Source organism: Mesorhizobium sp. NPDC059054 (genome assembly GCF_042739215.1).
Lineage (GTDB): Bacteria > Pseudomonadota > Alphaproteobacteria > Rhizobiales > Rhizobiaceae > Mesorhizobium.
On the sequence record NZ_JBHYHV010000002.1, the window covers coordinates 521,216 to 542,718 of the forward strand.

The window sequence follows — 21,503 nt, forward strand, 5'->3', positions numbered from 1 at the left end:
TACGTAAAAAGGCAAGCATTCCAGGGTGATGCTGTGCCAAACCTCGCCGCAAGGCTTGACTTGCGGCGAAGTGCAACCGAAGGTTTGCGCCGGTGTGGAGAATCCGGTTTCGATCGGTCGTTGTCTCACCGGACAGACATGGCTCCGATGAGGGGAATTCCTGATGAGCGATTATCTTGCAGACGTGAAGAAGTATGACGCCGGCGCCAATGCCGATGCCGTCGACAAGATCGTGAAGCACCTGGGCATCGCGCTCAGGAACCGCGACTCCTCGCTGGTGTCCTGCACCGATCCCGAAGAATTGAAGCGCGTCCGCGACAGCTGGGCTGGCAAGAAGCTCGGCGTCACCGATGCAGCCAAGGCCGACGCAGCGATCGAAAAGACCTGCAAGGCGATGAGCGCCGACAACACCAAGAGCCGAGTGACCTTCTATTATCTGGTCGCCAAAGATCTCGGTAAACTCGGCTCGCTCTGAGCTCTCCAGCTTTCCGAACGATTTCGACACTACCTCCGGCGCGTTCTCGCGCCGGAATGCTGTGGTTTGGTCTGTCTGGGCAATAGCCTGGCAAGCTTTGGCCGGATATGATCGCGGTCAACGCCAATACCGCGAATCAGGGCGATAGCGATGCGCCAATATCTCGACCTACTCAGCCACGTCCTGGAAAACGGCACCGATCGCGGTGACCGTACCGGCACCGGTACGCGTTCGGTGTTCGGCTATCAGATGCGTTACGATCTGGGGCAGGGCTTCCCGGTGTTGACCACCAAGAAGCTGCACCTGAAATCGATCGTCCACGAGTTGCTGTGGTTCCTGGCCGGCGACACCAACATCAAATATCTCAATGAGAACGGCGTCTCCATCTGGGACGAATGGGCCGACGCCAATGGCGATCTCGGTCCGGTCTACGGAAAACAATGGCGCTCCTGGCCGGATGCGAACGGCGGCACGATCGACCAGATCGAGAACCTTTTGCGGGAAATCCGTTGCAATCCTTATTCGCGCCGGCTCATCGTCTCGGCATGGAATCCCTCGGAAGTGGAACAGATGGCGCTGCCACCCTGCCACTGCCTGTTCCAGTTCTATGTTTCTGACGGGCGGCTTTCCTGCCAGCTCTATCAGCGCTCGGCCGACATCTTCCTCGGGGTGCCGTTCAACATCGCCTCCTATGCGCTGCTGACCATGATGGTGGCGCAGGTGACCGGGCTGAAGCCCGGCGATTTCGTGCACACGCTGGGGGACGCGCACATCTATTCGAACCATTTCGAGCAGGCGCGCGAACAGCTTCGCCGTCAGCCAAAGACGTTGCCGACGATGTGGATCAATCCGCAGGTGAAGGATCTCTTCGCCTTCCGCTTCGAGGACTTCCGTCTGGAAAACTACGTCGCCGATGCGACAATCAAGGCGCCGATCGCCGTGTGATCCAGACGACTCCTCGGGCCGTTGCAGGCTAAAGCCGCTTTAACCCGCTTCAAGGTCGCCCGGTTGTGGCGGAGCGATTGGGCCGTCGTTGGCGGGGATTTGCTGCGCAAATCGCGCCGTGAAAGATGCAGCCAGTAAAGCACTTCGAGACGCTCGACCTGTTCGATGCCGGCAAGCACCTTTTGCCAAAGCGGAAAGATCTCGATACGGCAGGGCCGGCCATCAGCGCGCTTGGCGTGGCTCCATTGCACCACTTCTAGTCAAGTATGCCGATCGCTCCTGACAAGAATGCGCGGGTTGTCATGTTATGTTGCATCAAGTCTTTGAAACACCAGCTCCGCCAAGGGGGATTTCACCACGTCTAGGATCAATCGCCGCACCTTGCTGCTTCAATCCGGTGGCGCAGTCGTTGCAACAACTGCTGAAGCTATGGCGTTTAACGCTCGGCGGAGAGAGCCTGATGCCGAACTGACCGGGCTGATTGAGGCTCACAAATCGTCATATGCGGCGCTCCGCAAAACCGTCGACCAAATCGGTGGCAGTGGCGTTGTCTTCAACAATGCCTGCCGAACTGAAGAAAACGCGCTTATGGCAATCTGTGTCTATCCTGCAGCCACAGAAGGCGATCGTTGCGCCAAGGCCAGTTACCTTTTGGAGATCGAGGCGCGGGGCGAACTCGACCTGGAACAGCACATGCAGGCAATACTTCACTCGATGATGTGGAAGGGTTAGGCCGCAGTCACGAGCACCGAACCAAATCAGTCGATGCCGACCATCACGTCGGATGCCTTGATGACGGCATAGGCATCTCTGCCGACGGCGAGACCGAGGTCGGCGACGGCTTCGTTGGTGATGGATGAGGTGACTACTGCGCCGCCGATGTCGATGCGCACATGCGACGTGGTCGCGCCCTTGGTGATCTCGACGATCTTGCCCCTCAGCGTGTTGCGCGCACTGATCTTCATGGGGAACTCCTGGTTGATTTCTGTCCGATGCGCATCGTTTGCGCTGACGATCACCGTAGCTCGTCGTGGTCAGCTGTTACAACGGGTTTTCAGTGAAACTCTTTTCCTGAAAAATGCGCAGAAGCCTTTCCTTTGTTATGTTCATATGAATATATCGCTCCAGGCCATTGGCTGGACGGGTTTTGCAAAAGCAGGGAGAGGTTCGATGACGAAACGCAATGGTTTGGTGCTGGTGACGCTGGCCGCCGGCGCGATGATGGTGGCGGCACCTGCGGCGCGTGCGGACGAGCAGCTTGTCGTGTTTGCCGCCGCCAGCCTGAAGAACGCGCTCGATGAGGTCAACAAGGCCTGCGAGACGGATGTCGGCGAGGCTGCCAATATCTCTTATGCCGCGAGCTCGGCGCTGGCCAAGCAGATCGAAGAAGGTGCGCCGGCCGATGTCTTCATCTCCGCCGACCTCGATTGGATGAAGTATCTCTCCGACAAGAAGCTGACCAAGGCAGATACCGAGGTGAAGCTGCTCGGCAATCAGATCGTGCTGGTGGCGCCCAAGGATTCCAAGGCGGAAGTCAAGATCGAGAAGGGTTTCGACCTCGCCAAGGTGATTGGCGACGGCAAACTTGCCATGGGCGACTTCAAGGCGGTCCCGGCTGGAAAGTACGGCAAGGCGGCGCTGGAATCGCTCGGCACGTGGTCTTCGGTCGAAGGCAAGGTGGCGCAAGCCGAGAATGTCCGCGCGGCGCTCAAGCTGGTGGCCACCGGCGAGGCGGCCGCCGGCATTGTCTACCAGACCGACGCCAATGCCGAGAAAGGCGTAAAGGTCATCGGTGTTTTCCCGGAAGAGACGCATCCTCCCATCGTCTATCCGGTCGCCCAGACGGCGGAATCCAAGGACAAGGATACGCCGGCTTTCCTGAAGTGCCTGCGCTCTGCTAAGGCAGGCCAGCTTTTCAAGGCGCAGGGGTTCACGCTGCTCGCGCCGACCCAGTGAGGCATTGCCGATGAGGCATACTAAGCGAGCATGAACTGGCTGCTGGACCTCAGCCCTGACGAATGGAATGCGGTCCGGCTGTCCATCAAGGTCGCCACCGTTGCGATGCTGGTCAGCCTGCCGATCGGCATCGCGGTGGCGTTGCTTCTGGCTCGTGGCAAATTCTGGGGCAAAACGCTGCTCAACGGCATCGTGCACTTGCCTTTGATCCTGCCACCGGTGGTGACGGGTTATCTGCTGCTGCTCGCCTTCGGTCGGCGCGGGCCGGCCGGTGTGTTTTTTGCCGACTATTTCGGTCTCGTCTTTTCCTTCCGCTGGACCGGCGCGGCATTGGCATGCGGCGTGATGGGCTTTCCGCTGATGGTTAGGGCGATCCGCCTTTCCATCGAGTCGGTGGATCGCAAGCTCGAAGCAGCCGCCGGCACGCTGGGCGCCAGCCCGCTCTGGGTCTTCGCCACCGTCACACTCCCGCTGATCCTGCCCGGCATGATCGCCGGCGCCATTCTCTCCTTTGCCAAGGCGATGGGCGAATTTGGCGCGACCATCACCTTCGTTTCCAACATTCCGAACGAGACCCAGACGCTGCCTTCGGCGATCTACACCTTCACGCAGGTGCCGGGCGGTGACGAAGGTGCGTTGAGGCTGACCCTCATCAGCATCGTCATCTCGATGGCTGCCCTGATCGCTTCCGAAGTGTTGGCGCGCCGTGTCGGCCGTAGAATGGACATCGAATGAGCGTCTTGGTCGATATCGGCCACCGGCAAGGCGGCTTTTCGCTCGAGGCGGCTTTCGAGAGTTCGGGCCGCCTGACGGCGCTTTTCGGTCCTTCCGGTTCCGGCAAGACTTCACTGATCAACGCCATAGCGGGATTGATCCGACCTGAGCGAGGGCGCATCGCCGTTGACGGTCGTGTGCTGGTCGACACCAAAGAGGGTGTCTTCGTGCCGAAGCACAAGCGGCGCATCGGCATGGTGTTCCAGGATGCGCGGCTGTTCCCGCATCTGAGCGTGGCCGCCAATCTGCGATATGGCCGCTGGTTCACGCCGGCAGCTGAACGTTACGGCGATATACTCGCGGTGGTCGAACTGCTGGGCATCGGTCATCTGCTCGACCGTCGGCCGGCCAAACTTTCCGGCGGCGAAAAGCAGCGCGTTGCGATCGGCCGGGCGCTACTGGCCAGCCCGAAGCTGCTTTTGATGGACGAGCCGCTGGCCTCGCTGGATGAGGCACGCAAGGCTGAAATTCTGCCCTACATCGAGCGCCTGCGCGACGAAACGAAAATCCCGATCGTCTATGTCAGCCATTCGGTTGCCGAAGTGGCGCGACTGGCAAGCGATGTGGTGGTGATGGCGCAAGGCAAGGTTGCCGCCGCTGGTCCGACCACCGAGATCATGCAGCGGCTCGACCTGCTTTCCCATGAAGAGCGTGTGGAAGGCGGCGCTGTGCTGGACACGCGCGTGCTGCATCATGATGAGCGGTTCGGCATGACCGTGCTGGGTTCACCGGCAGGTGAGATCCGCGTTCCCTATCTGCAGGCGATTGTCGGCCAGCCGGTGAGGGTTCGCATCCGTGCGCGAGACGTGATGATCGCAACCGAGCAACCACATGGCCTGAGCGCGCTCAACGTGCTGGCAGGCCGCATCACAGCGATCGAGCCAGGAGAAGGGGCTGCTGTTGAGGTCAGAATCGACTGCAACGGGGTGACGGTGATGGCGCGCATCACACGGCAGTCGCAGCACGCACTATCGCTTGCTGTCGGCCGCGTCGTGTTTGCGGTCGTCAAGACGGTGAGTTTCGATCAGGCCAACATGGCGACTGCTCCGAAGGAGCAATTCGACGCCTGATGCGCCCTCTTGTCACGCGCTATTCTCATATGGAATAACGGTGGCGATAAAAAGTAACGGCGCCCCAGATATGGACGCGGGAGGAAAGCATGCCTTCGCTCAGCCTGCGGATCAATCTCGACCCGGACGGCCGCATCGGCCCCGGCAAGATAGAGCTCCTGGAACAGATCGCCGCTTTCGGCTCGATCTCAGCGGCGGCGCGCGGCATGGAAATGTCCTACAAGCATGCCTGGGATCTGGTCGAGGACATGAACCGTGTCTTCGGCAAGCCGCTGGTGGCGGCGCAGACCGGTGGCCGCAAGGGCGGTGGCGCGCAACTGACGGCCGTGGGGCTCGCTGTCGTCAGCCGCTACCGGGCGATCGAGCGGGCGGCCACTGCCGCAGCCCAAGCGCATATGGAAGCCTTGCAGGCTGAAATCGACGCCGCATGAGATGCTCGCGCAGAGCCGGCTATTCTGGCTTCCTCAGCAGATAGGTGTCCATAATCCAGCCCTTGCGCTGGCGGGCGGCCTCGCGGACCTTGACGATTTTGTCTTCGACGTCGCCCAGTCGACCATGAATCAGGATTTCGTCGGCCGTGCCGAGATAGGCACCCCAGTGGATGGTGGTGTTCTTTTCGGTGACAGTCTGGAAGGAGCATTTGCCGTCCAGCATGACCACGGTGGTTCCGGCGTTGCCTGGCAGACCCTCTTCCGTCAATCGGCGTCCGGTCGTGACCAGGAATGGATCGCCGATGCGGTTCAGCGCCATCTTGTGCCCGGCAGCCAGCGCCTGGATGGCGGTGATGCCGGGGATGACTTCCAGCTCGAAGGTGACGTTGCCGCGCCGGTTGACGCGTTCCAGGATGCGCAGCGCGGAATCGTAGAGCGAGGGGTCGCCCCAGATCAGGAAGGCGCCGCAACCATCCTCGGCAATCTCCTCGCGGAGCAGGCGCTCGTAGATGTCGGCGATTTCCTCATGCCAGTCGTCGACCGTCGTGCGATAAGACGGTGCCGGTTCGGCGCGCGCCGGAACGTCGAACTCGACTCGCCGTGATTTCGGGTTGGTGACGAAACGGTCGCAGATTTCGCGGCGCAACTCGGCAAGTTCGTTCTTCTTGGCGCCCTTGTCCGGAATGAAAAGCACGTCGGCACGGTTCAGGCCGTTGATGGCTTGGACCGTCATGTGTTCGGGATTGCCGGCGCCGATGCCGATCACGAGAACCTTGCGCATGGGCGCTGTCCTGCCCGATCCCCACTGGTCTGTCCAGAGTGGAGAAGCCATGTTCATGGGCGACGATCGAAAGGCTTTGATGCGGCCTTCGAACCAAGTAGGCTCTTGGCGCTTCTTCAGAAGGGAATCGCTAGATGGTTCACATCGCGCTGACGTTCGGCCTGGCGCTTGCCGTGGCTCCCGCCTTTGCCAACGATTCCACTGCGGAACTTGGCGCTGGCGGGCTTATCCTGTCGCGCAACGATGTCGTCTCGATGGACAGCGAGGATCTCTTCATTTCGCCCGACAAGGTCACGGTCGACTATGTCTTCCGCAACACCTCCGACAAGGATGTGAATACCATTGTCGCTTTCCCGCTGCCGGAGATCGAAGCCAATCCCTATGAGATGCCCTCTATTCCGGAAGAGGGCAGCGACAACTTTCTCGGCTTCGGGGTGACCGTCGATGGCACTGCCGTCAAACCAGAGCTGGAGCAAAAGGCATTTGCCGTTGGTGTCGATGTCAGCGTCGAGTTGAAAGCACAGAACGTGCCGCTTTACCCTTACGGGAAGGCGGCCTTGGCGGCGCTCGCCAAGCTGCCGCAGCAGGTTGCCGACGACTGGCTGGCCCGCGGCATCATCGTCATGGATCAGTTTGACGACGGCTCCGGCTGGAAAAGCGTGCGCTCACCTTACTGGCAATTGCGCTCGACTTTCTGGTGGCGTGCGACCTTTCCGGCCGGCAAGCCGGTGCATGTCTCGCATCGCTACAAGCCGAGTGTCGGCGCAACCGTAGGCTTGACCTTCTTCAGTGATGGCAAGTTCCAGGGCGAGTATGACAATTACAAACGCCGCTACTGCATGGATGAAGCCTTCGAGGCGGCTGTGCGCAAGGCACAGAAGGACAATACCGACAGCAGTCCGCAACTTTATGAGAGCCGCATCGCCTATATCCTGACCACCGGCGGCAACTGGGCGACTGGAAGCATCGGCAAGTTCAAGCTCACGGTAGACAAGATCGATGCTCGGTCGCTCGTCTCCTTTTGCGGCACCGGCGTGAAGAAGACTGGACCAACGACCTTCGAGATGACGGCAGAGGATTTCGTGCCCGAGCGCGACATCGATATCCTCCTGCTCGATCGACCTGAAAATGGAAATGACAACTGATGCGTGTCTCGATCCATGTTGCCATCGCCGAAAACGGCGTGATCGGCCGCGAGGGCGGGTTGCCTTGGCGGCTCTCCACCGACCTGAAGCGCTTCAAGGCCGATACGCTGGGCAAGCCGGTGGTGATGGGCCGCAAGACCTGGGAAAGTTTCCCCAGGCGTCCATTGCCGGAGCGACTGAACATCGTGGTCACCCGCGACCGCTCCTATCAAGCGGAGGGAGCGGAAGTGGTGGCCTCTCTAGACGACGGCTTGACGCTGGCCCGCATACGCGGCCGCTGCACAGCGGGTGCGGATGAAATCTGCGTCATTGGCGGCGGCCAGATTTATGCGCAGGCGCTGCCACTGGCAGACCGGCTGCATGTTACGCACGTGCTGGCTTCGATTGACGGCGATACTTCCTTCCCACCGATCGATCCCGAGACGTGGCGTATCGTCAGTTCCGAAGACATTCCGGCCGGCGAGAAAGACAGCCATCCGACGCGTCATGTCGTCTACGAAAGGCGTGTCCGCGGTTAGAGCGGCGCGCCTACCGGACGCGCAAAGGAGGCTCCAGCACTTTGAATCAACGCATCGCGCTTTCCGAAAATCGGTTCTGAATTTCGCGCCGATGCATTAACCACGACAAAGCGTCGCGGCCAAACTGCAGCTAAGAACCGCGCATTGGAAGGCTGGTGCGTTGAAAGCGCGCGGAGGCATCCCTATAGAAGGACAACAAGGATTTTGCGCCGGCTCCGGCGCGTGAGGGAATCCCAGCGAAAGGACATTCATGCCCTGGAACGACAAGAGTGGCGGTGGAGGCGGCCCCTGGGGAGGTGGCGGCGGTAATAATCAGGGCCCATGGGGGCAAGGTCCACGCGGACCGAGCGGCCCACAAGGCTCGCCGCCCGATCTCGAAGACATCATCCGCCGTGGCCAGGACCGGCTGCGCAATGCGCTTCCCGGCGGTGGCGGCAGCCCGGCGGTCTATCTTCTGATCGCACTCGTGCTGATTGCCGGCTGGCTCTTCAAGGCCATCTATACGGTTCAGCCGGATGAGGTGGCGGTGGAGCTGCGCTTCGGCAAGCCGAAGGAACAGCTCTCAGAGCCCGGTCTGCATTTCCACTGGTGGCCGATCGAAACGGTCGAGACTGCCAAGATTTCCGAACAACTGGTCAATATTGGCGGCGGTGCCCGCAGCGGCAACACATCCGGATTGATGCTGTCGGGGGACCAGAACATCGTCAATGTTCAGTTTTCCGTGGCCTATCAGGTGTCAGACCCACGCGCCTTTCTGTTCGACGTCGCCGATCCGGACGAAATGCTGAGACAGGTTGCCGAAAGCGCGATGCGCGAGGCCGTTGGCCGGCGTCCGGCGCAGGATATCTTCCGCGATGACCGTCAGGGCATCGCGACCGCCGTGCGCGAGAACATCCAGGCGACGCTCGACAGCTACAAGGCGGGCCTCAACGTCAATGCCGTGTCCATCGAGGATGCCGCGCCGCCACGCGAAGTGGCGGATGCCTTCGACGAAGTGCAGCGCGCTGAGCAGGACGAAGACCGCTTCGTCGAGGAAGCGAACCAGTACTCCAACCAGAAGCTCGGCCAAGCCCGCGGTCAGGCAGCCCAGGTCCGCGAAGAGGCGGCTGCGTACAAGAACCGCGTCGTGCAGGAAGCGCAAGGTGAGGCGCAGCGTTTCATCTCGATCTACGACGAATACGCGAAGGCGCCGGATGTGACGCGCCGGCGCATGTATCTGGAAACGATGGAGAAGGTTCTGAGGGATTCCAGCAAGGTGATCGTCGAGCCGAACGGCAATGGCCAAAGCGTTGTGCCTTACCTGCCTTTGCCGGCACTGCAGCCGAAGACCTCGGGAGGTAACCAGTAATGGCCAATCGTCTTCCCGCGATCATCGTCGCAATCGCTGTCATATTGTTCCTGCTCTATTCGTCGGTCTTCGTGGTCAACGCCCGCCAGCAGGCGATCGTTCTGCGTTTCGGCGAGATCATCGACGTCAAGGCTGATCCTGGCATCTATTTCAAGGCGCCGTTTCCGTTCTTCGATGCCGACACCGTGCAACTCATCGAAAAGCGTGTCTTGCGCTTTGACCTCGACAATATCCGTGTCCAGGTTTCGGGCGGCAAGTTCTACGAGGTTGACGCCTTTATCGCCTATCGCATTTCCAATCCGCGCGTCTTCCGCTCAGCGGTTTCCGGCCAGATCGACCTGGCAGAGCAGCGGTTGAAGACGCGTCTCGATGCAGCGCTGCGCCGGGTCTACGGTCAGCGCGCTTTCGAGGCCGCTCTTTCCGAAGAGCGTGGCATCATGATGCGTGAAGTGCGCGACCAGTTGCGCCCGGACGCCACGTCGCTCGGTCTCGTGATCGACGACGTGCGCATCCGCCGGACCGACCTCACTGCGGAAGTCTCGCAACAGACCTTTGACCGCATGAAGGCTGAACGTCTGGCGGAGGCCGAGCGGCTGAGAGCACGCGGTAATGAAGCTGCTCAACGCATCAGGGCCCGTGCCGATCGCGAAGTGGTCGAGATCGTTGCGGAGGCGAACAAGGAATCGGAGATCCTGCGCGGTGAGGGCGATGCGGAACGCAGTGCCATCTTCGCCAATGCGTACAATCGTGACACGGCCTTCTTCGATTTCTACCGGTCGATGAACGCCTATGGCACGGCGCTGGACAACACCGGCACCACGATGCTCTTGTCGCCGAATTCGGAGTTCTTCCGATATTTCCGCGACCCGGCGGGCACTGCGCCGTCAGCAACGCCTAAGCCTGCGCAATAGATTCGTGCAGGATTTTCTCGCCGCCATGGGCTTGGTTCTCGTCGTCGAGGGCCTCGTCTATGGCGGTTTTCCGCGTTTGGCCAAGCGGCTCGCCACTGATGTTCTCGCCATGCCGGAAGGCATGCTAAGGATTGGTGGGCTGGTAGCGATCGCTCTTGGCGTTGGCATCGTTTGGCTGGTGCGTGGCTAAGGAGCTCAGTCCAGTCCGGGGATTTATCCTCCGCCGGGTGGTCAGGGCCGCAAACGTGCCTTATTTCTTTCCACACTGGCGACATGCCGTTGAAAACACTCTTGCTGATTTGCCGGGAGGCCCCGATGAAGTCCGAACCCATTCTGCGTGCGGCAAGAAAGACGCTTGCCGCCGCTACCGCCGCACTGATGCTTGGCACGGTCGCCACTCCATCCGCCATCGCGCAGACACAAGCTCCTGCCGCAACGCAGGCGGCGCCCGCTGCCAATGGTCCGGCTTCGGTGGCTGATCTTGCTCAGGGGCTGCTCGGCGCGGTCGTCAACATCTCGACATCGCAAACGGTGAAGGGAAGCGAAGGTCCAGGCGCCGTGCCGATGCCACAACTGCCGGAAGGTTCGCCCTTCCAGGACTTCTTCGATGATTTCTTCAAGGATCGTGGCGGCCAAAAGGGCGGCGGCTCGCAGAAGGTTCAGTCGCTCGGCTCGGGTTTCGTGGTCGATGCGGTCGAAGGCATCGTGGTCACGAACAACCACGTCATTGCGGACGCCGACGACATCGAGGTGAATTTCTCCGACGGGGTGACGCTGAAGGCGAAACTGATCGGCACCGATACCAAAACCGATATCGCCGTGCTGAAGGTGGACCCCAAGGGCCATAAGCTGACGGCGGTGAAATTCGGCGATTCCAACAAGATGCGCATCGGCGACTGGGTCATGGCGATCGGCAATCCGTTCGGCCTTGGCGGCACCGTCACAGTCGGTATCGTCTCGGCGCGCAACCGCGACATCAATTCCGGTCCTTACGACGATTTCATCCAGACCGATGCAGCCATCAATCGCGGCAATTCCGGCGGTCCGCTGTTCAACATGAACGGCGAAGTCATCGGCATCAACACCGCCATCATCTCGCCATCGGGTGGTTCGATCGGCATCGGCTTCTCGATCCCGTCCCAGCTTGCCGTGGGCGTCGTCGACCAGTTGCGTCAATTCGGCGAGACGAGGCGCGGCTGGCTGGGCGTACGCATCCAGCCGGTCACCAAGGACATTGCCGAGAGCCTCGGTATGACGGAGCCGAAGGGCGCGCTGGTCGCGGGCATCATCAAGGGTGGGCCGGTCGACAATGGTTCGATCCAGGCCGGTGACGTCATCACCAAATTCGACGGCAAGGATATTGAAGAAACGCGCGATCTGCCACGCGTCGTCGCCGAGAGCCCGGTCGGCAAGGCCGTCGATGTGATCATCATCCGCAAGGGCAAGGAGCAGACGGTCAAGGTCACGCTCGGCCGGCTCGAGGACGGCGAAAAGTTGGCCGACGCCGAAGGCAAGGGCGAGCCCGGCAAGGATAGCAAGGCAGCGCCTGTTGCCGCAGCCACCGTGCTCGGCATGTCGATTGGCGAACTGAACGATGATACCCGCGGCAAGTTCGGCATTGCCGCCGATGTTTCAGGCGTGGTTGTCACGGAGGTTGCCAAGGATTCGGCGGCGGCCGAGCGCGGCATTCAGCCGGGCGAAGTGATCACCGAGATCGGACAGCAGTCGGTGGCGACGCCGAAGGAAGTCGTCGACCGGATCGCCTCGCTGAAGCAGCAAGGCCGTAAGAACGCACTGCTGATGCTCGCTTCCAAGAGCGGTGAGCTGCGCTTCGTGACCGTGCGAATGGATTGATTCCGGAAATCTCTGGAAGTCATTGATCCTGAATCAAAAAAGGGCGGCTAATTGGCCGCCCTTTTTTGTTCTTCCCAGTCTTTGCGCTTCAGGCTGTAGAAGGCATGAGGGCGCAGATGCGGTTGACTTTCGGGGACGCTCGGATGATCGAAATCGCGCGAGGGATCGGCCGTCATGCCGATCCTTTCCATCACTGCAGTCGAACGGCGGTTATCGCGAACCGCGAAAGAAACGATCTCGTCGTGGCCAAGCGTTTCGAAGCCGAACGTCAGCCATGCACGGGCTGCTTCAGAGACATAACCGTGTCCCCAGAATTCCGGCGCCAGGCGCCAGCCGATCTCAAGGGTTCCTGCCGGTAGGAAGGGCAGGTGCTCCGTGCCGGTCAGGCCGACGAAGCCTATGCACTCACCGGTGGCAACGATCTCGGCAGCGGCGAAGCCGAAGCCCTTGCGCTCGATATTGTCGCGCATCTCGCCGATTTTCGCATCCGCCTCGGCGCGGGTTCGGCGGAACGGAAAGAATTCCATCACGCGTTCGTCGCTGTTGATGCGGAAGAACAGTTCGCGATCGCGATCTTCCCAGTTGCGCAGGATCAGTCTTTTCGTACGGATCGGCTTCATTTGACGAAATCCTCGCGTCGGTAGCCTTGCAGATAGAGCAGGGCGGTGAGGTCGCCATGGTCGATACGGACCTTGGCTTCGGCTGCAACTGACGGCTTGGCATGAAGCGCGACGCCGGTGCCGGAAAGCCGGATCATGTCGAGGTCGTTGGCGCCATCGCCGACAGCCATGGCATCCGCAGGCGTAAGGCCAAGCCTTGCCGATATATCGTGGAGCGCTTCTGCTTTGGCTGCGCGGCCTAAAATAGGCTCGGCAACCTCGCCGGTGAAGCGGCCGTTCGCCTCGATCAGCCGGTTGGCACGGTTTTCATGGAAGCCGAGCATGGCGGCGATGCGGTTTGTGAAGACGTCAAAGCCGCCGGAGACGAGCGCGGTGTGGGCTCCGGCCTTGCGCATCGTCTGCACCAGGGCGCGGCCACCCGACGCAAGCGTCAGCCGGTTGGCGATGATGTGGCCAACCACTGCATTGTCGAGATCCTTGAGCAGCGCGACGCGTTCACGTAAAGCCGGCTCGAAGGCGATCTCGCCGCTCATGGAACGCGCTGTAATCGCCGCAACCTTCTCCTTCAGCCCGACCTCGTCGGCCAGCTCATCGATGCATTCCTGATCGATCATGGTGGAATCCATGTCGGCAATGAGGATCTTTTTGCGGCGTGTGGCGTCTTCCTGAACGGCGATGTCTACGGGTTCCGAAGCAAGCACATGCTGCAGCGTCGCAGCAATCTCGTCGTCATCGACGCCGTCGGGCAGGATAAGATCACAGGCAATGGCCTCGCCGAGCCAGCGCGTTGCGCTTGCACCGACTGCCTGCGAGGCCTTATGCGCAAGAGCTGGCGTGAGTGCGCCGCCGGTTGGACTGGAGACGAGCGTGGCAACAAACGGCATGGAGGAGATCCAGGGAAAGGCGGCGCAAGAGGGCCGCATGAAGGACGCGATCCTGATAGCCGGCCCGACCGCCAGCGGCAAGTCGGCGCTGGCTCTGGAAATCGCCGAGCATGTCGACGGTGTCATCGTGAACACCGATTCCATGCAGGGTTTTGCAATCCTGAATGTGTTGACTGCGCGACCCGGACCTGAGGATTTGGCTCGCGTTCCACATTTTCTCTATGGCCACGTTCACCCATCGACTGCTTATTCGACTGGGGCCTGGCTCCGTGACGTCATGGAACTCATCGGAAAGAATGCTCTTGCCGGTCGTCGGCCGATTTTCGTCGGCGGTACCGGTCTCTATTTCAGGGCGCTCGCTGAAGGGATTTCGGCGATGCCGGATATTCCGTCGCATATCCGCGAGCGTTGGCGTCACGAATTGATAGAGCGCGGTGCACCGCGGCTGCATCGCGAACTGATGCTGAGGGATTCGGCGATGGCCATGCAGCTGCGACCAAGCGACGGCCAGCGCATTGCGCGTGCGCTGGAGGTTCTGGACGCATCCGGCCGTTCGATTCTGTCCTGGCAAAGTCAGCGCGGCGAGCCGCTGATCGACCGAACCAGCGCGCACTTCTTCGTCATCGAGCCGGACCGTGAAGCGCTGAGAACGCGCATAGACCGACGCTTCGATGCGATGATCGAACAAGGTGCATTGGAAGAAGTCCGGCAGATCCTGGCTCTCGGTCTCGATCCGGCGCTGCCCGCGATGAAGGCGATCGGTGTGCGTGAGCTGCAAGCCGTTCTGGACGGAGAAATGGATGCCGGGGCGGCGATGGAGCGGGCTAAGATCGCGACACGGCAATATGCCAAGCGCCAATCCACCTGGTTTCGCAATCAACTCGGCGCCGAATGGCAAAGATTGTTGCCAAACGAAACCATGCTGAAGATGGTGTGCGCGGCAATCGAAAAGAAAATTGAATAGACTTTTTAGTATTAACTTTGAAATCGCAAGGATTGTTCAAGTTAACCGCGGCGTAAGCCTGAGCGTGCCATAAGGCTCCTGCATCGCTGTGGGCTGGATGGGCATGCGGTTTCACAAGGCTGAGCACGCCTTTTTCGTCTTTATCTTCGTGATCCTTGCCGCAGGCATGGTGACGCTGCACGCCCATGGTTTGCTGGATACCACCGCCGCTCAGATCGACGATGCCGCCGCAACCCATCAAAACATCAGTTACCTGGGTACGCTGCTGTTTGCCGTCGGCGTGCTTTTGGCCACCGCCTTCTTCTTCGGGGTGTTCTTCATCTATCCGCTGATCCGTGATCAGGTGCGGGAGGAAGGTAAGCTCAGGGCCATGACGGCAACACTCAGCGCACGCTCAGTGACGCTGGAGCAGGCGGCGCTGACGGATGGATTGACGGGAATGCAGAACCGTCGCTTCTTTGACGATGCGCTGCGCGAATACATCGCCGAGTTCCGCCGCATCGGCAAACCTGTCGGATTGATGATCCTCGACCTAGACCACTTCAAATCGATCAATGACACGCATGGCCACGATGTAGGCGACGATGTGCTGCGCGCTGTTGCGGATTGTCTGAAAGGCATGACGCGTTATCACGACGTGGTGGCGCGGCTTGGCGGCGAGGAATTCGCCGTTGTCGCACCGAATATGGATGACGAGCTGTTGCGAAAATTCGCCGAGCGTATCCGCAAGGGGGTCGCCAACCTGGCGGTCCTGAACGGCAATGTGCGGCTGAAGGTTACAACCAGCGTTGGGCTGGCGGTATGGGATACGTCGGAAACGGCCGAGGCATTCTATCGCCGCGCGGACAAGCAGCTCTACGAAGCCAAGCGCCAGGGCCGAAATCGGGTTTGCGCTGCGTGAGCGGGTTGACGCGAAGCAGCAGCTCCAGACATCGGGAGATGATAACCGCAATCAACCGGAAGTGTGGTCAGTCGTTTTGCGGCTTGAGCCCGAACGTTGCCGGCTTGAGGCCATAGCGCGTGTCGAAGTCGTCGTCCGGCTGCGGCCGAGGGGCTATCACCGGTTTGCGATAATCCGAATCTCCCGCTTGCCGCATTGTGTCGACGGCTTCCGAGAAATTCATCGCCGGCTGCGGCTTCGGCACGTTGCGCAGGCGCTCCACGATACCGGCGAGGTCGACATCGCGGCTGTCTCCAGGCTGCGCTTCCACTGCATGCTTTGCAGCGCCCGGGATCAGACTGCGGTCGATCTTCTCGAATTTCAGCCGCATTGTGGTCGCCACGCCTTCGCCGAAGGCGATCGCCTCGCGCTGGCCCATGGATGACAGGAATGCGAGGCTCGAGGCGGAAGAATCGGCGATGGCCGAGCGGATGATTGCCTGGTCCTGCTCATTGGACAGGCGCATGGCGAAGAACGTCGAACATTGCGACAGGATGGTTGGATCGAGTTCGCCAGGTCGCTGGGTCACAACGCCGAGATAGCAGCCATATTTACGGCCTTCCTTGGCGATGCGCGACAGCGCATGACGGGTCGGCTCGAAGCCAAGGCGTGGATCGGCCGGCATGTAGCGATGTGCTTCCTCGCACAGGAGCAGCAATCGCAGTTTTCCCTCGCTCCACAGAGCGAGATCGAAGGCAAGGCGTGCCAGAACCGAACAGACCGAGTTGACGACTTCGGACGGCAGGCCGGCCATCTCGAAGCATGTTACCGGACGGCCATGATGCGGTACGCGGAAGATGTTACCGATCGTCTCGTGTATGGTGTCATCGATCAGGCGCGAATTGAACATGAAGCGGTAGCGAGGGTCGGCGGCCGCCGATTCAATACGTATGCGCAGCGACTTCAGTATCGGTCTCTCGGCTTTGCTTTCGAGCAGGCCCATGCGTTCATCGATCTGCTTGATGAGGTCGGCGATACGGTAGGGCACTGGCGTATCGGCGGTCATGGTGTCGGCGCCGCGGCGCGCATAGCCAATGCTGCCCGCGTTTCGGTAGAGGTTCTTGGCGACAGGGATCAGGTCGCGCAGCAGGTCGATCTCTTCAGGCGGCGCCGCCCGGCCACGGAAGATGACTTCCGCCAGTTCCTCCAATTTGAACATCCAGAAGGGCAGGTCGAGCGTGGTGGCGTCGACCTTGACGCACTGATCCTGCAGCGAGGCAGCGAATTCGTTGTGCGGATCCAGGATCAGCACCCTGAGATCGGGTCTCGAGGCGATCGCCTTGCGCAACAATAAGGAGACGGCGGTCGATTTGCCCACGCCAGTGGTGCCGACAACGGCGAAATGGCGAGACAGTGTGTCGTCGATGGCGATGTTGGCAGAAATCGTCTCATCCTGCGACAGTGCGCCGACGGTGATGGCACGACGGCCCGCAAGGTCGTAGACGGCCTCAAGATCACGGCTGCGGATGCGGTGGGCAATCGCGCCAATGTGCGGATAGATGGTGATGCCACGATCGAACACAGGTCTGGCACCCGGTTCAGCACCGTCGCGCACCTCGCCGACCAGTTCAATATTGACCTCGATCGGGTTTTGTCCGCTGTCGTTCCAGGCGAGATCGGACTTGGAGATGGCGTAGACCAGACCGACCGTGCGGGTGCTTCCCAGATTGATGGAGATCATCTTGCCGACCGACCAATGGCCGGTGACGAAGCCTTCTTCGCCGTCGGCGAAGGCGCTGATGGTGGCGCGAGCGCCGTCGCAGCGAACGACATGGCCGAGGATACGCTTGTCTGTCTGGGCGGCGTCCCGCCGCTCTTGCGATATCGGCTCGCCACCGGAAGCTGCACGTTCGACAAACATCAACGAAGAGGGTCCCCACTGCCTTGGCGGATGCTAATCATTCTCGGTTAAGGTCGCGTGTGAGTGGATGGTATAGAGGCGGTTAAAAGCGCCGCGACAATTTGAACGATCAGCGAGAAATCTCTTCCGCAAGAACAATCATATGATATCTTGGACGTATGTCTTCTATATCGGATGATCTTTCGACAAGGATTGCCGCCCGCATTCGTGCGGAGCGCACAATGAGAAACTGGTCGCTGGCGGAGCTGGCCGACCGGTCCGGTGTCTCCAAGGCGATGCTGAGCGCCATCGAACGCGGTTCGGCCAGCCCGACCGCGCCGATCCTGGTGCGTATCGCCACCTCGTTCGAACTAACCCTTTCCAGCCTGATCGCGCGTGCCGAACTGCAAGGCGGCAGCGTTGCCCGGCACAAGGAGCAGCCGGAATGGCGGGATCCCGGCACCGGCTATATCCGGCGGCACCTGTCGCCTCAGACCGACATGCCGCTGGAGATGGTGCAGGTCGAACTCCCAGCCGGTGCACGCGTCAGCTTGCCGGCGAGCAGCTATGCCTTCATCCGCCAGCAGATATGGCTGATGGAAGGCCGTCTCGATTTCACCGAAGGGGACGTGGTGCACGAGCTCGAACCAGGCGATTGCCTGGCGCTTGGCGCACCGGCCGACTGCGTCTTCCATGCACCAGGGCCGGAACCTGCCCGCTATCTCACCGTGCTCATCAGGACATGATCATGCCGCGCCTACCGAGACGAAACCACAATGGCGGGCCGCCGCTCGACGACTACAAGGGACCTGCCTGGGGTAAGGGAGACGCGCATCGCTTCATCCATTGGCGCAGTGCCCATAAGGCAGCCTGGAAGCCGAAATCGCGTGACATCGCCTTGTTCAGGCTGGCCAAGGCCGAAGCGGTCGGTCTGACCTATGAGGAATACACGCTGGAATTGCTCGAACGCGGTCGGCATCTCAGCGCCGACGATGGCGCGCGCGTCGATGAGATCAAGCGTTCTCGCAAACGCCGCAATTTCAGTCATTTCGACTGAGTTCTGCACTCCAATCAGAAAACCAAAATGACTGCAATTGACATCAGACCACTCGCCGGTTCGGCTGAGACGATAGAAACGCTGGCTGAAATCCTGGTTGAGACAGTTGCCGCTGGCGGATCGGTCAGTTTCATGCACCCGCTTTCCTTGGATGCAGCGAAGACATTCTGGACCGAAGCGATGGCTGCCGCGCTGCGTGGCGAAAGGGCGATCCTGGGGGCTTTCGACAATGACGCCCTCGTCGGCACCGTGACCCTTCTGCTCAATCTGCCGCCAAATCAGCCGCACCGCGCCGAGATCGCCAAGCTGATGACGCGGCATAGCCATCGGGGCAGGGGTATCGCCACCAGGCTGATGCTTGCTGCAGAAGAGCTCGCCATACGGCAGCAGCGCACGCTCCTTGTCCTCGACACTGCAACGGATGGCGGTGCGGGTTCTCTTTATAAGAGACTCGACTTCACACTCGCCGGCGAGATCCCGGACTATGCCCTGAAACCGCATGGAGGTCTCAGCGGAACGCTGCTGTTCTGGAAACGCATCGGATCATCCGACCATTCGCTGGCGGTTGCGACCGCAATGGAGGCCTGAAGCTATGTCATTCGCGATCGCGCTCGAAGATCCGGCCAAGCCCGAAATCATCGCCTTGCTCGAGGACGGTGAACGCTATGGCGCTTCGCTTTACCCCGCCGAAAGCAATCATTTCCTGTCGATCGACGAATTGCGCGCCGACAACGTCCGGTTCGCAGTGGCACGGGATGCCGACGGCGTTGCCGTCGCAACCGGCGCACTGGCGCTCAATGAGAGCTGGGCAGAGTTGAAGCGCATGTGGGTGGTGCCGACGGTGCGCGGCAGGGGCTTGTCCAAGGCGCTGCTCAACGAGTTGGAAGACAGGGCGCGGGAGGCCGGCATCACCTGGTTACGGCTAGAGACCGGCATCGCCAATCACGAGGCGCTCGGCCTCTACGAGCGCACCGGTTTTGTCCGCATCGGGCCGTTTGGCGACTACCGTCCTGATCCGCTGAGTGTCTTCATGGAAAAGCGGCTGGACTGAAATTCTTCAGGGCAATTTGAAAAATGAACCGGGCCGGTCCAACGCTCCGGCCCGGCCGCCCACCGCCTAACCCTTGTGATGCACTTGCTGCAGTCCGTAGACCGGCGTCGGAATGCCGGCATGGCGAGCCTTCAGTTGCAGGGACAGGAACTGCGAATAGTGGCGCGACTGGTGCAGGTTGCCGCCATGGAACCACAGGGCCTCCTGCTGCGTCGGCTTCCACATATTGCGCTGCTCGCCTTCCCAGGGTCCTGGATCCTTGGTGGTGCTGGAGCCGAGACCCCAGCATTTTCCGACCTTGTCGGCAACGTCCTGGCTGATCAGCTCCGCTGCCCAGCCATTCATCGAGCCATAGCCCGTAGCATAGACGATGACGTCGGCCGGCAGTTCGGTGCCGTCGTCGAGCAGCACGGAATGTTCCTTGATCTCCTGGACCTGGCCGCGTTTCAGCTTGATCTCGCCATCGATGATCAGTTGCGAGGCACCGATGTCGATGTAGTAGCCCGAGCCGCGGCGCAGATATTTCATGAACAGGCCGGAGCCGTCGTCACCCCAGTCCAGCATGAAGCCGGCTTTTTCCAGCCCGTCATAGAATTTGACGTCGCGTTCCTTCATCTGCTGGTAGAGCGGGATCTGGAACTCATGCAGGATCTTGTAGGGCACGGAAGCGAAGATCAGGTCGGCCTTGGCCGTGGTGACACCGTTTGCCAATGCCTGCTCCGAATAAAGCGGCCCCAGCCCGATCTCCATCAACGTATCGGACTTGACGATATGGGTGGTCGAGCGCTGCACCATGGTGACGTCGACGCCGTTTTCCCAAAGGGCGGCGCAGATATCGTGAGCGGAGTTGTTGGAGCCGATGACGACCGCCTTCTTGCCCGCGTATCGGTCCGGCCCCGGATGCTTGGAGGAATGGTGCTGGTCGCCCTTGAAGGTCTCCATGCCCTTGTATTTCGGCAAATTGGGCCGGCCAGACATGCCGGTGGCCAATACGAGCTGTTTGGGTCTCAGCACGATATCCTTGCCATCGCGCCGCACCGTGACGGTCCATTCCTTGTTCTTGTCGTCATAGGACGCGCTTTTGGCCTCGGTTGAGGGCCAATAGTTCAGTTCCATCACCTTGGTGTACATTTCCAGCCAGTCGCCGATCTTGTCCTTGGGCGAGAAAACCGGCCAGTTCTTCGGGAAGTCGATATAGGGCAGGTGGTCGTACCAGACCGGGTCGTGCAGGCAGAGCGACTTATAGCGTTTGCGCCAGGAATCGCCCGGGCGTTCGTTGCGTTCCACGATGATGGTGGGCACGCCGAGCTGCCGCAGCCGCGCGCCCAGCGCAATGCCGCCCTGGCCACCGCCGATGATGAGCGTATGGGGCTGGGTGGCAAAGCCGAGTTCGGCTTGCTCTTTCTCGCGCTCCTCCTTCCAGCTCGGCCGATTCTTGCCCTGGCCATGCTTGGCGCCGAGCGGACGGGTGAAGCCCGCCTTCTCTTCATGACCCTTCAACTCCGCCATGGTGGTGAGCAGCGTCCAGATCTTGCCATCCTTCAGCCGGATGTGGCCGTAGCCGCGCGCCGCTTCGGTTTCGAAAGTGATCCAGCTCTCCAGCAGCCCATCGCTTTCCGTTGCATCTTCGCCTTGGGCAATCGCGAAGTTCGACGGCTTGATGGCGCCAAGCTGGCTCTTCAGCATGGTGCGGATCTGATCGTGCCCCTCCATTGTCTTGAGGTTCCAGGTGAAGGTGACAAGGTCGCGCCAATAGCAGTCGTCCTGAAAGAAGGAGACGGCTTTTTCGATGTCGCTGGCTGCAAGTGCGGCTCCAAAATCGGCGAGCAGTTTGGAAAGCTTTGCGTTGGGGGCCTTGTCGAGCATGCGGGTTCCTCCCTTTGGAAACGTGACGATCGTTGCGGCTATGCCGATCCTCCGGCCGGTCGCGGAAAGTATC

At 60.6% G+C, this 21,503-nt stretch carries 26 protein-coding genes; 20 read left to right on the forward strand and 6 right to left on the reverse strand.

The window, feature by feature from the left end; genetic code table 11:
- Positions 1 to 163: 163 nt before the first annotated feature.
- The 4 genes from ACFWXH_RS10235 to ACFWXH_RS10250 all read left to right on the forward strand — a co-directional run bounded on the left by ACFWXH_RS10235 (position 164) and on the right by ACFWXH_RS10250 (position 2,152).
- The gene (locus tag ACFWXH_RS10235) at positions 164 to 475 is read left to right on the forward strand and encodes a DUF2853 family protein (protein ID WP_054308183.1); all 312 of its coding nucleotides are present in this window, start codon (positions 164 to 166) and stop codon (positions 473 to 475) included.
- A 150-nt stretch (positions 476 to 625) separates the two neighbouring features.
- On the forward strand, positions 626 to 1,420 hold the full coding sequence (locus ACFWXH_RS10240; RefSeq protein WP_379119846.1) for a thymidylate synthase: 795 nt from the start codon (positions 626 to 628) through the stop codon (positions 1,418 to 1,420).
- A gap of 125 nt (positions 1,421 to 1,545) precedes the next feature.
- The gene (locus ACFWXH_RS10245) at positions 1,546 to 1,680 is read left to right on the forward strand and encodes a hypothetical protein (RefSeq protein ID WP_379119848.1); all 135 of its coding nucleotides are present in this window, start codon (positions 1,546 to 1,548) and stop codon (positions 1,678 to 1,680) included.
- Positions 1,681 to 1,801: 121 nt separating this feature from the next.
- Positions 1,802 to 2,152, forward strand: a complete 351-nt coding sequence (locus ACFWXH_RS10250; protein WP_379119850.1) for a hypothetical protein — start codon at positions 1,802 to 1,804, stop codon at positions 2,150 to 2,152.
- A gap of 26 nt (positions 2,153 to 2,178) precedes the next feature.
- On the opposite strand, the gene ACFWXH_RS10255 is transcribed toward ACFWXH_RS10250, so the two are convergent.
- Positions 2,179 to 2,385, reverse strand: coding sequence for a molybdopterin-binding protein (locus ACFWXH_RS10255; protein WP_379119852.1), 207 nt, complete (start codon positions 2,383 to 2,385; stop codon positions 2,179 to 2,181).
- A 205-nt stretch (positions 2,386 to 2,590) separates the two neighbouring features.
- On the opposite strand from ACFWXH_RS10255, the gene modA reads away from it, so the two are divergent.
- The 4 genes from modA (at position 2,591) to ACFWXH_RS10275 (ending at position 5,651) form a co-directional block, all read left to right on the forward strand.
- The gene (modA, locus tag ACFWXH_RS10260) at positions 2,591 to 3,376 is read left to right on the forward strand and encodes a molybdate ABC transporter substrate-binding protein (RefSeq protein WP_379119854.1); all 786 of its coding nucleotides are present in this window, start codon (positions 2,591 to 2,593) and stop codon (positions 3,374 to 3,376) included.
- A gap of 30 nt (positions 3,377 to 3,406) precedes the next feature.
- Positions 3,407 to 4,111 (forward strand): molybdate ABC transporter permease subunit, encoded by a 705-nt coding sequence (gene modB, locus ACFWXH_RS10265; protein WP_379119856.1) that lies wholly within the window; start codon positions 3,407 to 3,409, stop codon positions 4,109 to 4,111.
- The gene (gene modC, locus ACFWXH_RS10270) at positions 4,108 to 5,220 is read left to right on the forward strand and encodes a molybdenum ABC transporter ATP-binding protein (protein WP_379119858.1); all 1,113 of its coding nucleotides are present in this window, start codon (positions 4,108 to 4,110) and stop codon (positions 5,218 to 5,220) included. Before modB ends, modC begins: the two co-directional genes overlap by 4 nt.
- Before the next feature lie 89 nt (positions 5,221 to 5,309).
- Entirely contained in the window at positions 5,310 to 5,651 is a 342-nt protein-coding gene (locus ACFWXH_RS10275) for a winged helix-turn-helix domain-containing protein (RefSeq protein WP_054308175.1), read from the forward strand.
- 19 nt (positions 5,652 to 5,670) lie between these two features.
- Here the strand turns inward: ACFWXH_RS10275 and cobF are convergent, their stop codons facing one another.
- Positions 5,671 to 6,432, reverse strand: coding sequence for a precorrin-6A synthase (deacetylating) (cobF, locus tag ACFWXH_RS10280; protein ID WP_379119860.1), 762 nt, complete (start codon positions 6,430 to 6,432; stop codon positions 5,671 to 5,673).
- 134 nt (positions 6,433 to 6,566) lie between these two features.
- On the opposite strand from cobF, the gene ACFWXH_RS10285 reads away from it, so the two are divergent.
- From ACFWXH_RS10285 to ACFWXH_RS10310, 6 genes are all read left to right on the forward strand, one after another.
- Positions 6,567 to 7,577, forward strand: coding sequence for a DUF4424 domain-containing protein (locus ACFWXH_RS10285; protein WP_379119862.1), 1,011 nt, complete (start codon positions 6,567 to 6,569; stop codon positions 7,575 to 7,577).
- The gene (locus tag ACFWXH_RS10290; RefSeq protein ID WP_379119865.1) at positions 7,577 to 8,095 is read left to right on the forward strand and encodes a dihydrofolate reductase; all 519 of its coding nucleotides are present in this window, start codon (positions 7,577 to 7,579) and stop codon (positions 8,093 to 8,095) included. Before ACFWXH_RS10285 ends, ACFWXH_RS10290 begins: the two co-directional genes overlap by 1 nt.
- A gap of 250 nt (positions 8,096 to 8,345) precedes the next feature.
- On the forward strand, positions 8,346 to 9,443 hold the full coding sequence (gene hflK / locus ACFWXH_RS10295; protein ID WP_379119867.1) for an FtsH protease activity modulator HflK: 1,098 nt from the start codon (positions 8,346 to 8,348) through the stop codon (positions 9,441 to 9,443).
- The gene (gene hflC, locus ACFWXH_RS10300; RefSeq protein WP_379119869.1) at positions 9,443 to 10,354 is read left to right on the forward strand and encodes a protease modulator HflC; all 912 of its coding nucleotides are present in this window, start codon (positions 9,443 to 9,445) and stop codon (positions 10,352 to 10,354) included. The genes hflK and hflC overlap by 1 nt, the downstream gene beginning before the upstream one ends.
- A gap of 4 nt (positions 10,355 to 10,358) precedes the next feature.
- The gene (locus ACFWXH_RS10305; protein WP_379119871.1) at positions 10,359 to 10,544 is read left to right on the forward strand and encodes a DUF2065 domain-containing protein; all 186 of its coding nucleotides are present in this window, start codon (positions 10,359 to 10,361) and stop codon (positions 10,542 to 10,544) included.
- A 125-nt stretch (positions 10,545 to 10,669) separates the two neighbouring features.
- A complete protein-coding gene (locus tag ACFWXH_RS10310) occupies positions 10,670 to 12,208 on the forward strand; it encodes a DegQ family serine endoprotease (protein ID WP_379119876.1) in 1,539 nt (512 codons plus the stop codon).
- Positions 12,209 to 12,255: 47 nt separating this feature from the next.
- On the opposite strand, the gene ACFWXH_RS10315 is transcribed toward ACFWXH_RS10310, so the two are convergent.
- Positions 12,256 to 12,828, reverse strand: coding sequence for a GNAT family N-acetyltransferase (locus ACFWXH_RS10315; protein ID WP_379119878.1), 573 nt, complete (start codon positions 12,826 to 12,828; stop codon positions 12,256 to 12,258).
- Positions 12,825 to 13,712, reverse strand: coding sequence for a phosphoserine phosphatase SerB (serB, locus tag ACFWXH_RS10320; RefSeq protein ID WP_379119880.1), 888 nt, complete (start codon positions 13,710 to 13,712; stop codon positions 12,825 to 12,827). The genes ACFWXH_RS10315 and serB overlap by 4 nt, the downstream gene beginning before the upstream one ends.
- Here serB and miaA point away from each other — a divergent pair.
- Both miaA and ACFWXH_RS10330 read left to right on the forward strand, forming a co-directional pair.
- Positions 13,711 to 14,676: a tRNA (adenosine(37)-N6)-dimethylallyltransferase MiaA gene (gene miaA / locus ACFWXH_RS10325; RefSeq protein WP_379120896.1), complete on the forward strand. Its 966-nt coding sequence runs from the start codon at positions 13,711 to 13,713 to the stop codon at positions 14,674 to 14,676. The two genes, serB and miaA, sit on opposite strands and share 2 nt — an antisense overlap.
- A 103-nt stretch (positions 14,677 to 14,779) precedes the next feature.
- Complete coding sequence (locus tag ACFWXH_RS10330) at positions 14,780 to 15,577, forward strand: GGDEF domain-containing protein (protein ID WP_379119883.1); 798 nt, start codon at positions 14,780 to 14,782, stop codon at positions 15,575 to 15,577.
- A gap of 67 nt (positions 15,578 to 15,644) precedes the next feature.
- Here the strand turns inward: ACFWXH_RS10330 and ACFWXH_RS10335 are convergent, their stop codons facing one another.
- A complete protein-coding gene (locus ACFWXH_RS10335; RefSeq protein WP_379119885.1) occupies positions 15,645 to 17,477 on the reverse strand; it encodes an ATP-binding protein in 1,833 nt (610 codons plus the stop codon).
- Positions 17,478 to 17,635: 158 nt separating this feature from the next.
- On the opposite strand from ACFWXH_RS10335, the gene ACFWXH_RS10340 reads away from it, so the two are divergent.
- The 4 genes from ACFWXH_RS10340 to ACFWXH_RS10355 are packed head-to-tail and all read left to right on the forward strand — an operon-like array spanning position 17,636 to position 19,564.
- Positions 17,636 to 18,202, forward strand: coding sequence for a helix-turn-helix domain-containing protein (locus ACFWXH_RS10340; RefSeq protein ID WP_379119887.1), 567 nt, complete (start codon positions 17,636 to 17,638; stop codon positions 18,200 to 18,202).
- A gap of 2 nt (positions 18,203 to 18,204) precedes the next feature.
- Entirely contained in the window at positions 18,205 to 18,513 is a 309-nt protein-coding gene (locus ACFWXH_RS10345) for a hypothetical protein (protein ID WP_054308438.1), read from the forward strand.
- 27 nt (positions 18,514 to 18,540) lie between these two features.
- Positions 18,541 to 19,101, forward strand: a complete 561-nt coding sequence (locus ACFWXH_RS10350; protein ID WP_379119890.1) for a GNAT family N-acetyltransferase — start codon at positions 18,541 to 18,543, stop codon at positions 19,099 to 19,101.
- A gap of 4 nt (positions 19,102 to 19,105) precedes the next feature.
- Positions 19,106 to 19,564 carry a GNAT family N-acetyltransferase gene (locus tag ACFWXH_RS10355; protein ID WP_379119892.1) on the forward strand — a complete coding sequence of 153 codons (459 nt, stop codon included), beginning with the start codon at positions 19,106 to 19,108 and terminating at the stop codon, positions 19,562 to 19,564.
- Between the two features lie 66 nt (positions 19,565 to 19,630).
- Here the strand turns inward: ACFWXH_RS10355 and ACFWXH_RS10360 are convergent, their stop codons facing one another.
- Positions 19,631 to 21,430: an NAD(P)/FAD-dependent oxidoreductase gene (locus ACFWXH_RS10360; RefSeq protein ID WP_379119894.1), complete on the reverse strand. Its 1,800-nt coding sequence runs from the start codon at positions 21,428 to 21,430 to the stop codon at positions 19,631 to 19,633.
- Between the last annotated feature and the right edge of the window lie 73 nt (positions 21,431 to 21,503).